This window comes from Clostridium sp. YIM B02506, assembly GCF_022324845.1.
GTDB lineage: Bacteria > Bacillota > Clostridia > Clostridiales > Clostridiaceae > Clostridium_T > Clostridium_T intestinale.
Genome location: NZ_JAKGTG010000001.1, coordinates 13,218 through 28,492, shown reverse-complemented (window position 1 = coordinate 28,492; position 15,275 = coordinate 13,218). Strand labels below are relative to the sequence as shown.

General features: G+C 31.7%; 12 protein-coding genes. All 12 read left to right on the top strand.

Annotation, left to right across the window (positions count from 1 at the left end; translation table 11 throughout):
* Nucleotides 1–188: 188 nt before the first annotated feature.
* Entirely contained in the window at nucleotides 189–1,715 is a 1,527-nt protein-coding gene (locus L1S49_RS00115) for a sigma 54-interacting transcriptional regulator (RefSeq protein ID WP_238902011.1), read from the top strand.
* Nucleotides 1,716–1,946: 231 nt separating this feature from the next.
* A complete protein-coding gene (locus L1S49_RS00110; protein ID WP_238902010.1) occupies nucleotides 1,947–3,467 on the top strand; it encodes an FAD-binding protein in 1,521 nt (506 codons plus the stop codon).
* A gap of 14 nt (nucleotides 3,468–3,481) precedes the next feature.
* Nucleotides 3,482–3,670 (top strand): ferredoxin, encoded by a 189-nt coding sequence (locus L1S49_RS00105; RefSeq protein WP_238902008.1) that lies wholly within the window; start codon nucleotides 3,482–3,484, stop codon nucleotides 3,668–3,670.
* 13 nt (nucleotides 3,671–3,683) lie between these two features.
* Nucleotides 3,684–4,487 carry a phloretin hydrolase gene (locus tag L1S49_RS00100; RefSeq protein WP_238902006.1) on the top strand — a complete coding sequence of 268 codons (804 nt, stop codon included), beginning with the start codon at nucleotides 3,684–3,686 and terminating at the stop codon, nucleotides 4,485–4,487.
* A gap of 492 nt (nucleotides 4,488–4,979) precedes the next feature.
* A complete protein-coding gene (locus L1S49_RS23345) occupies nucleotides 4,980–6,521 on the top strand; it encodes a sigma 54-interacting transcriptional regulator (protein ID WP_238902005.1) in 1,542 nt (513 codons plus the stop codon).
* Between the two features lie 352 nt (nucleotides 6,522–6,873).
* Complete coding sequence (locus L1S49_RS00090) at nucleotides 6,874–7,695, top strand: phloretin hydrolase (protein WP_238902003.1); 822 nt, start codon at nucleotides 6,874–6,876, stop codon at nucleotides 7,693–7,695.
* Nucleotides 7,696–7,720: 25 nt separating this feature from the next.
* The gene (locus tag L1S49_RS00085) at nucleotides 7,721–7,963 is read left to right on the top strand and encodes a 4Fe-4S dicluster domain-containing protein (protein WP_238902001.1); all 243 of its coding nucleotides are present in this window, start codon (nucleotides 7,721–7,723) and stop codon (nucleotides 7,961–7,963) included.
* 27 nt (nucleotides 7,964–7,990) lie between these two features.
* The gene (locus L1S49_RS00080; RefSeq protein ID WP_238902000.1) at nucleotides 7,991–9,688 is read left to right on the top strand and encodes an FAD-binding protein; all 1,698 of its coding nucleotides are present in this window, start codon (nucleotides 7,991–7,993) and stop codon (nucleotides 9,686–9,688) included.
* A 173-nt stretch (nucleotides 9,689–9,861) separates the two neighbouring features.
* On the top strand, nucleotides 9,862–10,695 hold the full coding sequence (locus L1S49_RS00075) for a methyl-accepting chemotaxis protein (RefSeq protein ID WP_238901998.1): 834 nt from the start codon (nucleotides 9,862–9,864) through the stop codon (nucleotides 10,693–10,695).
* A 513-nt stretch (nucleotides 10,696–11,208) separates the two neighbouring features.
* Nucleotides 11,209–11,712, top strand: coding sequence for an NAD(P)H-dependent oxidoreductase subunit E (locus L1S49_RS00070; protein WP_238901996.1), 504 nt, complete (start codon nucleotides 11,209–11,211; stop codon nucleotides 11,710–11,712).
* 26 nt (nucleotides 11,713–11,738) lie between these two features.
* Nucleotides 11,739–12,983 (top strand): NADH-ubiquinone oxidoreductase-F iron-sulfur binding region domain-containing protein, encoded by a 1,245-nt coding sequence (locus tag L1S49_RS00065; protein WP_238901995.1) that lies wholly within the window; start codon nucleotides 11,739–11,741, stop codon nucleotides 12,981–12,983.
* A 36-nt stretch (nucleotides 12,984–13,019) separates the two neighbouring features.
* Nucleotides 13,020–14,744 carry an NADH-dependent [FeFe] hydrogenase, group A6 gene (locus L1S49_RS00060; RefSeq protein WP_238901993.1) on the top strand — a complete coding sequence of 575 codons (1,725 nt, stop codon included), beginning with the start codon at nucleotides 13,020–13,022 and terminating at the stop codon, nucleotides 14,742–14,744.
* Nucleotides 14,745–15,275: the final 531 nt, after the last annotated feature.

Below are 15,275 nucleotides of genomic sequence, written 5' to 3'. Positions count from 1 at the left end.
TAAAAGAGAATAAATAAAAAGGGTAGTAGTAAATCCGCTTTGAGATAGTACTACCTTTTATTTTGTTTAATAACAAATTTAAAGCATAAGTTCAATTAGATGACAATAAAAACATTTATCATTGACAAGATATAAAATAAGCAGGACACTAATAATAAGGTTTACACGGCGGGATTTATGGAGGAATTATGAAGCTTTTAAATCAAAATATAATTAAAGAGCAGCAAATTAAATCACTGTATACGATAAAAGAACTACTAGAGAAAGCTCAAAATGAAAATAATAAAAAATTAATTAACAAGTTAAATGAAATTTTAAGTACAGTATATTCAGTTGATAATTTGAAAGTAATAGCTGATTGTTCAGATGATAGTATTCATATAGTTGATGCAAATGGGTTTGTTATGTATCTTAACTCTGCATTTAGTAGATTAACTGGATATACAGAAGAGATTATTGGCAAAAGTATTGATGAATTAGTGCATGAGGGGTATGTAGCAGATATTGCACGAGAGGCTTTAAGAACCAATAAATCTGTCAGAGTAGCTAGAGAGCATAGTATTAATAAAATAACTGTAGCTACGACTGCTAGTCCTGTATATGGAGAGGATGGCACTAAGTTAGGGGTAGTAATTATTAGTAGAGATATAACTGAGGTAATAAATCTAAAAAAACAGTTGAATAAATCTAAGATATATTTGAAGTCTTTATCGGAAGAAAAAATTAAAAGAGAGAATGGGTTTGTTGATTTTATAAAAAATAAAAATAATAAATCTATGATAGGTGTGAGTAAAGAAACAGATAACATAAGAGAGTTAATAAATAGAATTGCTTCGCTTGATGCTACAGTATTAATAACAGGAGAAACAGGTACAGGAAAAGAAGTTGTGGCTAAGGAAATATATATGAATAGTAATAGAGTTGACAAGCCTTATATAAAGGTAAACTGTTCTGCCATCCCTGCAAATCTTATAGAATCTGAACTTTTTGGATATGAGAAAGGATCTTTTACAGGGGCTAATACATCAGGAAAAGCAGGATTATTTGAACTTGCAAATAAAGGAACAATTTTATTGGATGAAATAGGAGACATGCCTTTAGAACTGCAATCTAAACTACTGAGAGTTATACAACAAAAAGAAGTTACTAGAATTGGAGGACTCAAACCTATAGAATTGGACATTAGAATCATTGCATCCACAAATGGTAATCTTTATGAGCTTGCATGTTTAGGTAAGTTCAGAATGGATTTATACTATCGTTTAAATATATTTCCTATTAATATTCCACCATTGAGGGAAAGAAGAGAAGATATAAAAGTACTAGCGGAGTATTTTTTGAACATCTTTAATAATAAGTATGATAAAAGTATTAAAATTGAGGAAAGTGCATATGAACCACTAAATAACTATAAATGGATTGGAAACATAAGAGAATTACAAAATATAGTAGAACGTATAGTATTGATATCTGATAAGGATAATATAGTCTCTAAAAAAACAATAATCTCAATTCTTGGAGTAGAGAATATAGAGCAAAATATAAAGAAAGATATGGGGTTAAAAGAAAAGGTTGAGGAACTAGAAAAATTAGAATTGATAAAAGCCTTTAAAATAGGTAAAACAACTAGAAAAGTTGCAGAGCTGTTAAAAATTAATCAATCTAATGTAGTTAGAAAAGCAAAAAAATATGGATTAGATCTTTATGATGCTTAAGAGCATCTAGACTAATTCAGAAATGTATAGAAGGTTAGAGAACATTACTATGCCATAACAGTAAGTAAAATAGAGAAAGGTAAACCCCTATAGATGCAAAAAAGCATCTATAGGGGTTTGTTTTTAATGCAAAAATGTTGATTTTGCTAATGTTAAAATATTGGCATGATAGTTGCTTAATAATATATTGAAAACAATATCAGAATTTTTGTTTAAGAGAGGAGTTTTACGATGAAACATGTAAATGTTGATTTAGTAGTAATGGGAAGTGGTCTTGCAGGCCTAGCTGCAGCCGTAACTGCTGCAGAAAAAGGAGTTAAGGTTGCAGTATTTGAAAAAAGACCATTTCAAGGAGGTGGAGTATCAAACACACCTATGTGTACTATGGCAGTAAAGAATGATAAAGAATATATTGATAAGGCTTTTAATGTTCACATGAACTATACAAATTGGAATGCAGACCCAGCTGTTGCTCACACATGGATTAGAAATTCAGCACGTATTCCTGAATATATAAGAGGTCTAGGTTTAGATTTTCAAGCAGTGGCACCTACCCCACTAGAAGAAATAGGTGAAAAACGTGGATATGGCGGCGGTTTTCCAAATGGATATCATATTGGAGATTATTACTTCTTTAAAGCTAGAGGAAGAGGTCATGGGGCAGCATTAATTTGCAAAAAGGCTACCGATAAATTTATAGAACTTGGTGGAGAGATATATTTTAATAGTCCAATAAAAAAGATAATAAAAGAAGGGGATAAGGTTACAGGAGCAATTGCTATAGATAAAGATGGTAATGAAATTAAAATATCAACAAAAGCGCTAATTGTTGCATCAGGTGGCTTTAGTGACAATTCTGAATTCATAAAGGAGTATACTGGGCATATATACACAAATAATAATTGTGATGATGGTGGTAATGTATTATTTAACACATTCCCTAATGCTCAAATGACAGGTGATGGTCAGGCTGCTGTATGGGCGATTGGTGGTGCAAAGGGGTCTATGGGTATAAATGGACATAATCTTGTACCTGGACCAGGTATAATTGGAAACGTACCATGGGTAGTTTTCAATGAAACTAGAACTATTCAAGAACAACCTTATCTTTGGGTAAATCAATTAGGAAAACGTTTCATAAATGAAGAAATGTCAAATGATCATATGACTATGGGTACAGCTATTGCTAATCAAAAAGATAAATGTGGATACATTGTGTTTGATGAAGAAACAGTACAACATATGGAAAAAGAAGGTCTAGAGTATATATATATGATATTCCCAGCAGAAAAACTTAACAATGTACGTGCTCAATTTGAAGAACTGATTAATATAAAAGGAAATAAACATATATTCCTTGCAGATACTATTGAAGAATTATGTGAAAAAACAGGTATAGACTGTGAAAATATGAAGGATACAGTGGATAATTATAATAAGTACTGTGATGAAAAGCATGATGATGAGTTTGGTAAAAATCCAGTTTTTCTACGTCCTGTTAGAGAGAAGAAGTTCTATGCTATGCGTGTATTCAAAGGTGGATATCAAGCAATGGGTGGAATAAAAATAAATGGTAAATGTGAAGTTCTAGATGAAGATTTTAGAGTTATTAAAGGCTTGTATTCAGCTGGAGACTGCGCTGCTGGCGAAGTGTTTGGAAATCCACCAATTGGAGGCATTGGAATGAGTAGCATAAGTTTTGGACAAGGTTTTGCTTCAGCAGATGAAGCTTGCAAGTATATTAAAGGTTAATGGAGGAATATAATATGAAGGTTACAATTAAAGATTATTGTATAAGATGTGGGCTATGTGAAGATTTATATCCAGAATTATTCACATTTAATCATAAAGATGACAGAATAGATGTAAAATACGAAGAAGTTCCAGAAGAATTGAAGGAAAAAGCTAAAGGAGCAGCAATAGATTGTGCTGTAACTGCAATATTCTTAAAGTAAATGGAGGATGAACATGGTAGTAAGAGCGGAATTGGAAGAATCAGAAAGAACGTATAGATATGCTAAATATTACGATTTGGATATGACATCAATTCCAAATGAGAAGTTGGAAGTACTTTCTAAAGGACCAATAGATTCAAGTAAAGCATTAAAGATTCAAGATAGAAATGCCTTGTTTAATACTGGTTATCTTGACTGCGAAATAGGATTTTGTAATATGGAAGATGGAACAGGTTTTTTAGCAAATCGTACATTTATGCCAGGAGTTACAACTGAAATGTTTGAATGGTGGTTTGCTTGGCATCCCTTAGAAGATTTAAGATATAGAATATGGGACCCGGAAGATCATTTCTATGCAAGGACACAAAATAGAGAAAAAAATCTAAATGCTTCACTTCCTATGAGAGAAAGAACTTGGGGGATAAAGCATCGTGTTTTAGAAGATATTGGAGCAGGACCAGATGAGATAATTCTTGAATTTGAGGCACCAGATACTTTGGGATATGATATAAGCAAAATTGGAAGTAAATATTGTGGAACTATGATGTGTGCTAATGGACATGGACCAACTGTGGGAAAAGGTCCGGTTGCTGTTATGACGCATATGACAAGGGACGTTGAAGGCGGAATTGAGTTAAGAAGTCGTTTTTGGATTGGTTATCAAATCATAAATGGACAACCGGTTAAAGTAATTCCAGATGGAGTAAGATTACCAATTGAGGTGACTAAAGGTCTATTCGCTCATAATTTAAAAGAGTTTACTCATTTAGCTGAAATACTTCCGAAGATATACTCCGAGGAAAAAGATAACTTCTAAGATAATATAACAATATGTAATAATTATTTTAAGCATATATAGTTAGCTATGTATGCTTTTTTTCTTACAAATCTGCTAGTGAGCTAATGTAAGGATTATATAGGAAAGAAGCTAAAAGAAATTTAATGAAGCCATGAGATTTCTACAGGTAATAAGTGCGGAGGAATCTAATGAGAGCCTCTACAGAGCATAAGTGTAGAGTGTGTAAATGTGTAAAAACACAGAAACAGCGAAGCAGTAGAACATAGGAATGTTGGAACATAGGAACAGTGGAGCAGTGAAACATTGGGATGATGGAACAAGGAACTTTATTTAGAAGAAAGATTCAAAAATATAGACGTTAATAGTTCTCTTAGTAAAGAGAATTTAAATATAAATAGTAACAATAATTAGAAGTAAACAATTTATTCAGAGGAGAATATGTGTTATTGTTGAATATATAATATAGAACATTATGTGAGCGGTTTATATAAAGTTAGGTGGAGATTAGTTGTGAATGAGAGAGAGTTAATAGGAATTAATAATGAGATTGATAAAATAACGGAGGATGGTATAGATTTCAGACAAGAAGAATTAGGTATTACCCAAATATTAGATGAAATATCTGATGGTATATATTTAGCTGATAAAAATGGTATTGTTACTTCTGTTAATAAGAATTATACAAAGATAACAGGAATAGAACCTGATGAAGTAATTGGCAGATATATGCAAGAGGTCCTAAATGAAAGATATTTAAGCGATGAGTACGTAATATTAAATAATGAAGATTTACAGGATAAAGAAATTAAAGATAATAGAGAAGAGAATGAATCTTATGTAACTGAAAAGCCTCTTGCAATATGTAAAATGGTATTAGAACAAAAAAAAGAGATTTCTATAATAGGGACTCTTGTTAGAAAGAATGATAGAAAGATAGTCCATTTTAAAGGAAAACCATACTTTAATAATTTTGGAGAAGTAAATTATGTGTTAGTAGTCATAAGAGAAATGGAGGATTTTATTAATTTAAAGAAGAAACTGCAAGATATAGAGAGAAAAAGTAAGAGATATCTTGATGAATTAATATATCTAAGAAATAATCAAAAAGAAGATAATATGATAGCAAAAGATGCTTCTATGAAAAGAATTATCCAATTAATTAATAGTGTGGCAAAGACAGATGCAACTATACTTATTACTGGAGAAACAGGAGTTGGAAAGGAAGTTATTGCAACAGAGATTTATAAAAAAAGTAATAGAAGCAATAAAGCATATATAAAAATTAACTGTGCTGCTATTCCAGAAAGTCTACTTGAATCAGAAATGTTTGGATACGAAAAAGGGGCTTTTACAGGTGCTATAAAAAAAGAAAAGTTAGGGTATTTTGAATTAGCACAGAAAGGAACTTTACTATTAGATGAAATAGGGGAAATGCCAATGAAGCTACAATCAAAACTTTTAAGAGTGCTTCAAGAAAAAGAGATTACAAGAATTGGAGGAACAAAACCTATTAATCTGGATGTCAGGATAATTGCAGCAACTAATCAAAATCTGGAACAACAAATTAAAAATGGAACATTTAGAGAAGATGTATATTATAGATTAAATGTAATACCTATTGAAATTCCTCCGCTTCGTGAAAGAAAAGATGATATAAGCATATTGGCAGATACTTTTCTTAATAAGTTTAATTTGAAATATAATAAAAATAAAAAAATAGAGGCAAGTGTATTAGAAGTTTTAGAAGAATATAATTGGCCTGGAAATGTTAGAGAGTTAGAAAATTTATTAGAACGTCTTGTGATATATGGTGACGATGAGATAATTAATAAAGAAAATATCAATAATATACTCAGAAAAAATGAGTTTTCACAATATTTAGTTGAAAGAGAAGAAATTACTCTTAAGGAAGCAGTAGATTTATTAGAAAAAGATATTATAGAAAAAACACTAAAAAAATATAGAAGTTCTCGTAAGGCAGCAAAAGTATTAGGAGTAACTCAACCTACTGTTTTAAGAAAAGCAAAATCATTAGGAATTAAAGATTGGTGAAACAAAAATGTTTCTATATGATAAATTTTTGTTTCACATCTCTAAAATGATATATAGATAATTTGGATATGGAATAGATTAATATTATGGTAAAAAAATAGAAGAATCGCTAATTAAATTTAAATTTAGTTAGCGATTATTTTCATTTTTAATATTTTTTAATTTGAACATCGATACATTTTTGAATCAAATAGTGGTTTAACACATTAAAGAAAATTATGATAACAATTACACGAATAGAGTAAATTAGTCTATTTAATGTGAAATAATTAACATATAAATTATTGGCATAGAAATTGCTTTTATAATAGCTGTACAAGTAATGTTAAAAGTTGAGGAGGAGATTAATATTATGGAACAAAAAAAGTCAGTAAAAGTGCCTATTAAAGAAGAAGATAAGTCAAAAAGTTATTTTAAGTACTATGATCTTGAAATGACTGAGGCTCAGAAGGAAAAGTATGATTTAGTAATGAGAGGCGCTATAAATCCAAAAGATGCGTTAAGAATACAGGATAGAAATGATTTATTCGAACCAGGATATTTAGATTGTGAGATCGGTTATTGTGTAATGGAAGATGGGACAGGTTATGTATCTAACTTAACTACAATGCCAGGAGTTACAACAGAGATGTTTGATTGGTGGTTTGCATGGCATGGCCTTGATAATCTTAGATACACAATCTGGAACCCAGAGGATCACTATAAAGCTGAAACTCAGCAAAGAAGAAAGGCTAAAGATAACGATTTATCATATAAAGAACGTTATTGGGATACAACTCATTATGTACTTGAGGATACAGGGATGGGGCCAGAAGATATAATTATAAATTTTAAAAATCCAGGAGATTTGGGTTTTGATATAAGTAAAATAGGTACAGAAGCATGTGGAACTATTGTATGTGCAAAAGCTTTTGGAAAAGGACAACCACCATTTACGCCAGCCCCAACAATTATGACACACTTTATAAGAGAAATTGAAGGTGGAGTTGAACTTAGAACAAGATTTTGGATGGGGTGGACATTAGTTAACGGAAAGGAAGTAAAGGCACTTCCAGATGGAATAAGAATGCCAGAGATGGGACCTAAGAGCTTATTACTTCATAACATAAAAGAATTTACACATTTAGCTGAGATACTTCCTAAAATTTTTGAGGAAGAAAAAGATAACTTTTAATGTTTCTTTAATGGAGGATGTAAATATGAATATGAATAATAAAATAGAATTTGATAAAGAGAAATGTATAGGCTGTAAAATGTGCTACAAGTCATGTTTTATAGATGTAATTAGATGGAATGAGGAAGAGAAAAAACCTGTTTTTAAATACGTAGAGGATTGTGTGCACTGTAATTATTGTGAAGTTGTATGTGTAAAAAATTGTATAAAAGTAATACCTGATTTTAAAGGTGAGTTATTACATCAAAGTTTTGATATGTACAAATAATTTTAAGTAGGTAAAAGGAGAATAGAAATGAATAATAAAAATTATGCTGAGCAGGTATTGTTTACAGATGTTCTTGTTATAGGGGGCGGTATAGCAGGTCTTGCGGCTGCTATTACAGCTAAAGAAACCAATAGTGATACGGATGTTTTAATAGTTGAAAAACAAACTTGTGGATATAGTGGAAAAGCCAATAGAGGTGGTGGAGTATTACAATACTTTGATTTTGATAAAGTTAAACCAATAGAATTTGTAGCATACCATGCAAATGCAGTAGGGTGTTTCCTAGGAAATCAACCACAAATGCTTAAATATGTTAGTATGAATCACCAAATGCTAGACAAACTAAAGGACTGGGGAGTAAAGGTACCTTATAATGAAGATGGAACATTAAGGGTATTTCCAACTGGTCCTATGACTGGAATGATAGGAGTAGACCTTGACATAACGGTTAAGGTACGTAGAACCGCTGAGAAAAAGGGTGTTAAAATTATAGACAAAGTAACTATATCAGATTTATTAACAAATGAAGGGGAAATAGTAGGAGCCACTGGATATAGCCTATTGGATGGAACTTTTTACGTTATTAAAGCCAAGTCTGTAATATTAGCTACAGGAAGTCAAAATTATAGAGTTATAAATATGTGGGCTAATGGACGTGGTGATGGTATAGCTGCAGCTTATCGTGCAGGAGCAGAAATGAGAAACGCTGAGTTTGGAAATTTTGCACAACTATTTAAAGTAAAGAGTCACCATGAGCTAGTATTTAATGAAAATGTTTTATATAATTCATTAGATGAAAATGTTACAAAGAATTTTAGATGGTTCCCAGAAGCAGATGTTAATTCAAAAGCTATAGCTGAATGGTATAACCAAATGGCATCAGGTAGAGGGCCTATATATATGCGTCCAGAAGAATGTCCATTAACTCAAGGGGATGAAGTTATGTTCACAACTAATGAGATGTGGAATAGACCTTATGGACTTAAATTATGGAGAACAATATATGAAAAATGTCATAGTGTAGATGTAGATAATGAGGTTGCACCAGGATTTTTGGGCGAGCAGTCACCAGTTAAGGTTAATAATGATATGGAAACAACTATTTCAAGATTATTTGCAATAGGTGATGTTAGTTTTGGTGGTTCAGCAGTAGCTGGAGCAGTTCCGGCTCCTCCAGGAAGAAATAGAGGTTCGGGAATCTTAAATGCTGTATTTGCAGGAATAGTTGCAGGAGAAAAGTCTGTAGGATATGCTCAAAAACTAGAGTATGTAAAAGAAGTTGGTGGTCAAATAAAAGATTGTAAGGAGAGGGCTTTTGCTCCACTTTATAGAGAAGGTGGTGTTACAGCAAAAGAAATAATTCAAGATGTTCAAGCTATAATAGCTCCTGTAGAGAACAGCATATACATCAGTGAACATAGATTAAATGTAGCTTTAAGGAAGTTAGAAAAGGTAAAAGAAAAGTTAGTCAAATTAAAAGCAGATGATTATCATGGTTTATTGTCTTGTCACGAAGCTGAAGCTATGGTACTTTCAGCGGAAATGTTCTTTAAGGCAGCGTCATTAAGAAAAGAGTCAAGAGGATGGTTTTTAAGAGAGGACTTTCCAAATACAGATAATGAGAATTGGTTAAAGTGGATAGTAGTGAAAAATGTAGATGGAGAAATGACTTTAGGTACTGAAGATGTCCCTATTAATCAATACCCAATAAGACCAAGAAACTAAGAGATAAGAGGTGTAAAAGCCTCTTTTATTCTATATATTAAATAATTCTCGCCATTTAAGATAAGCTTCTTAAAAATATTAAAAAGAATTCGAAATAATACTCCTAATGAAAACGTAGTCAAATCAATGATATAATATCAACTGGAAAATATTTTACTAAGGAGGGGTTTTATATGGAGAAAATTTTTGAATCTCTAATTAATTCTACGCCAATTATAAGCGAAATGTTTGGAGGGAATGCAGCCATTATGGTTTGCGATAAAAATGAATGCCTACATGCTTTAGATGGTAAGAATGTGAAAGCACCATTGAAAACTGGTGAAAAGATTGATCAGGGAATTCAGGATAAGACAGGTATTAGTGAGACTGTTTATAGAAAAAAGAAAACATTAACTAATGTTTATACAAAAGAAAAACATGGTATAGATTTAAAAGCTACTGCAATTCCGGCTTTTAATGAGAAGGGAGAAGTAGTTGGATACATAGGCTTAAATACAAGTACTGAAGAATTTGCGGCGATTAAATTCTCCACAGAAGAGTTGAAAAATTCACTTCAAGAAACTAATTTAACCGTATCAGAAATTGCTAATAGTGCTGTGAGATTATCTGAAAATTTGAATTATATGATAGATAATACAAGAGAAACAGAGAAATTAATAAACGAAAGCACTGAGGCGGTCACGTTGATTGAAAGCATAGCAAAACAATCCAATCTACTTGGGCTTAATGCTGCAATAGAGTCATCAAGAGCAGGAGAGCATGGAAAAGGATTCTCAGTAGTAGTTGGTGAAATGAGGAAGCTAGCGTTGAATAGCGGTGAGTCATCCAAAAAGATTTCATATGCACTTGCTGAGATGAGCAATAGTATGAAGCTAATAATAGAAGCAATAAACGGGTTAGGTAAAATATCAACAAATCAAGCTGCTTCATTAGAAGAGTTAGCTGCCACTATGGAACAAATTACCAGAAATTCAGAAGTGTTGGTCGATTATATAAAAACAAAATAGATGTACATAAAGTTTATTTTTTTTATATAGAATACTTCAGGAGATGTATATTTTAGTATGAAAAGTGTACTGAGTTAGTTATAAATGCTAATTTGGTATGCTTTTTACTTTTAGTAAAAAATTTTCATACTTACCTAATCAAGGGTAAAGAACTTAGGCTATATAATAGTTTTTTATTAAGGTAAAGTAATAACAGAAGAAAGGCCACATCATATATTGTGTTAATACACAAACGTATCAGTATAGATAAATCTATGTATCGGACTAAAGTAAGCATAAATGCTAAAAGAAACTCTTGATTAAATTCAAATTAATATTACTACTTGGTAATAAAACATAAAACTATTAATTGTTTTAATTTAAGGAGAAGAGTGACAACGTAGTAATATGGCGGGTTTATACAACCCAATAATAATAAATGTAAACAAAAATGAATTTGGCATGATATTTGCTTTATATAAATATATGAAATGAAATTTATGGATTTAGTTTAAGAGAGGAGAGTTAAATATTATGAACATGGATTTAGAAAAGGATTTATATTTAAAAATAGAAGAGATCTTAGAGAAGTATGAAAATAATAAAAACAACATACTAGGAATTTTACTAGAGGTGCAAGCAATTGCTCCGCAGCAGTATATTTCTGCTGATATTGCAAAGTTTGTAAGTAAAAATCTAGGAATATCTCTTAGCAGAACTTATGATGTAATTACTTTTTATTCTGCATTATCTGATAAACCAAGAGGACAGTATGTAATTCAAATATGTAATAGTACAGCTTGTATGGTGAATAAGTATGAGACTTTAAAAGATGTTTTAGAACAGCAGTTAGAGATAAAGGTAGGGGAGACAACTAATGATGGAGTGTTTACGTTAATGTACTCACCTTGTTTTGGAGCATGTGATGTATCACCAGCTTTTCGTATAGGAGATGAGATTTTCGGGGAGTTAAGTAAGAAAAAAATTAAAGATATTATTCATGATTATAGAGGAGAAAATTTAAAAGAAATATTATAGGAAGTAAATAAAGAGGAGATATCAATATGAAAAAGTCAGTTGAAATAATATCTAAAAATTTTAACTTTAAAAATCCTGAATCTTTAGAGGAGTATATTAAATCAGGAGGATTTTCAGCTTTAAAGCAGGTTGTAGATACGCCAAAGGAAGAAATATTTGAGGTTGTAACTGCATCTAAATTAAAAGGTAGAGGGGGAGCTGCTTATCCAACTGGAAGAAAACTTCAACAAGCTGCTCAAGAGATAGCTGATTCAAAGGTTATTGTGTGTAATGCTGATGAAGGAGAACCTTCAACATTTAAGGACAGAGCTCTTTTGGAATGGGCACCCTTTAAGGTTTTAGAAGGACTTATAATTTCTGCATATGCTATAAATGCAGATAGAGGATATATCTATATAAGAGAAGAATATCAGAAGCTTCAAAGAAGAATGAGAACTGCCATAGAGTTAGCTGAAAAAGAGAATTTGCTTGGTGAAAATATCTTAGGCAAAGGGTTTAATTTAAAGGTAGAGGTAGTTTCAGGAGGAGGGGCTTATGTCTGTGGTGAAGGCTCTGCACTAGCCGAATCAATAGAAGGTAAAAGCGGAAGACCAAGAATCAAACCTCCATATATCAAGCAAAAAGGTGTATTTGGACTGCCTACCTGTATAAATAATGTTGAAACTTTAGCCATAATTCCAGTGTTATTTTCAAAGGATGCTGAGGAGTATCTTTCGTGTGGGACTGGGGAGAGTAAGGGAACTAAGTTAATAAGTATATCAGGAAATGTTAATAGACCAGGAGTATATGAAATTCCATTTGGTTTAACCTTAAGAGAGATAATATATGATGTTGCAAAAGGTATTGAAAATGATAAAAAGTTTAAATTTTTGCAGTTAGGGGGAGCTTCTGGACCTATAGCTTCAGATATAATGTTAGACGTTAAGTATACATATGAGGATTTTAAAGCAAGTGGGTTAGCTATTGGTTCGGGGGCTATTTTAGTAGGGGATGAAAGTAACAGCATTGTAGATTACGTAAGAACAGTTCAAGATTTTTTTGTTCATGAAAGCTGTGGAAAATGTACTCCTTGCAGGGAGGGAAACAAGCAATTAGCTGTTATAATAAAAAGATTTTCTAATAAAATTGCAGGTCCAGAGGATTTAGCAAGTATAAATAAGATTACTGATATTATGAAGAGTGCATCTTTTTGTGGTTTAGGTAAGTCTTGTACGGCTCCTTTAATTTCTGCAATAAGGGAATTTAAAGAAGAGTTCTATAGCTGCATGTAAGTTAAAAGAGTCTAATGTGAAGAGGAGAACATATATATGAATTATTGCAAAGTAATTATTGATAAAAAGGAAGTAAGTGTGCCAGAAGGAACTACAATTTTACAGGCCGCAAAGCTTTTAAATATAAATATACCAACATTATGCTATCATCCAGACCAAAGTGTGAAAGCTAACTGTAGAATTTGTCTTGTTGAAATAAGAGAAAGAAACTCATTAGTTACTGCTTGTTCTACACAAGTATGGGAAGGGGCTCAAATACTAACAAATTCTAAAAGAGTATTAGATGCTAGAAAGAGTGTTTTAGAGTTAATATTAGCAAATCATCCACAGGATTGTTTAAAGTGTATTAGAAATGGAAGTTGTGAACTACAAGATATATGCAGACAATTTAATCTAAGGGACAGTGATTTATCAAGCGTAGCCCAAAGATATCCTTTAGATAACACTAATCCTTCAGTGGTGAGAGACAGGTCAAAATGTATAAAGTGTAACCGTTGTGTAGAGATGTGTGAAACTACACAGGGAATAGGGGCACTTTGTCATTCTCATAGATCTAGCAACCTGACTGTTGGAACAGCCTATAATGAAACATTAGAAAAATCTAATTGTATATATTGTGGACAATGTACAACAGTATGCCCTGTAGGTGCTTTATATGAAAAAGATGACACTGAGAAGGTTTGGGGACTTCTTAATGAGGCAGATAAGCATGTTATAGTTCAAGTAGCCCCATCAATAAGAGTAAGTGTTGGGGATGAGTTTAATATGCCAGCAGGAGAAAATGTTACAGGTAAGATGGTTGCATCACTTAGAAGAATGGGGTTTGATAAGGTATTTGACACGAACTTTGCAGCAGACTTAACTATAATGGAAGAAGGAAATGAATTAGTTGAAAGGATAGAAAAAAATGGAGTGTTGCCAATGATTACTTCCTGTTGTCCAGGATGGATAAATTATGTGGAAATATACTCTCCAACCATATTAAAAAATTTATCTAGCTGTAAATCACCACAACAGATGTTTGGTGCAATATCTAAAAGCTATTATTCTGAAAAGTTCGGAATAAGTCCAGAAGATATAGTAACTGTTTCTATTATGCCTTGTACAGCTAAGAAGTATGAAGCCAATAGAGAGGAAATGAAAACTAATGGAGTAAAAGAAGTAGATTTTGTTTTAACTACTAGAGAATTTGCAAGGATGATTAACACTGCAAACATTGATTTTAGAAACATAAAAGAGGAGGGATTTGATTCTCCTTTAGGAATTGCCTCAGGTGCGGGAGCATTATTTGGAGCAACTGGAGGTGTAATGGAGGCTGCTTTAAGAACTGCGTATACTCTACTAACTGATGAAAAGTTAGAAAGTATTGAGTTTAAGGAAGTTCGAGGAATGAAGGGAGTAAAAGAAGCTGTTATAAGTATAAATGATGTTCCTATAAAAATTGCTGCTGTTCATGGAATTTCGAATGTTAAAAATATAATAGAGCAAATAGAGAATGGAACTGTTGAATATAGTTTCATCGAAGTTATGGCCTGTGTCGGAGGATGTGTAGGTGGAGGAGGACAACCTGTTGGAAGTACTCTAAAAGCTAAAGAAAAAAGATTGGAACAGATTTATAGAATTGATGAAAGTAAAGATATAAGAGAATCTCATAAGAATCCTGAAATAATAAAACTGTATAGTGAATATTTAGGTAAACCTATGAGCAGCTTATCCCATAAACTTCTTCATAAAAAATACTCTCCAAGGAATATAAATTAATAATACAATACTTTAATAAATCAAAGTGATAATAAAATGTATTATATAAAATAAAACTTGATTCAGCTAGAATTATATCATAAGTTGCATTGATTGTGCCATTGCAGTTATAGTTTAATATACATCAAACTTTGTTTATCTAGAAATCAATACAGAAGTGAATTAAAGTAACTGTAATTATAAAAATGATTAAGATTAAAAACAACCTAATCAAAAAATGCAGGAGTCCTCAAGGTAAGGATTAATGGACCTTTGAAGATTGATAAAGGTAAAATATGAGTGGTTTAAATTTCTTGGCATAATAGTTGCTTTATTATATGGAGAGGTATAGGTAGTGTAGAGTTATTAGGTGTTACCAGTAATTCTAATATGTGATGATTTAGAAAAAATTACTAAAAGAGAATTCCAAATTAGAAGATTACAATTTATATATTATCCTCAACATTTTAAATTTATTTTACCACATAAATACCAGTACCATTTTCAGTAAGAAGTAGGGTTCGTCAATAGCAGAAGACGAATTCTACTTTT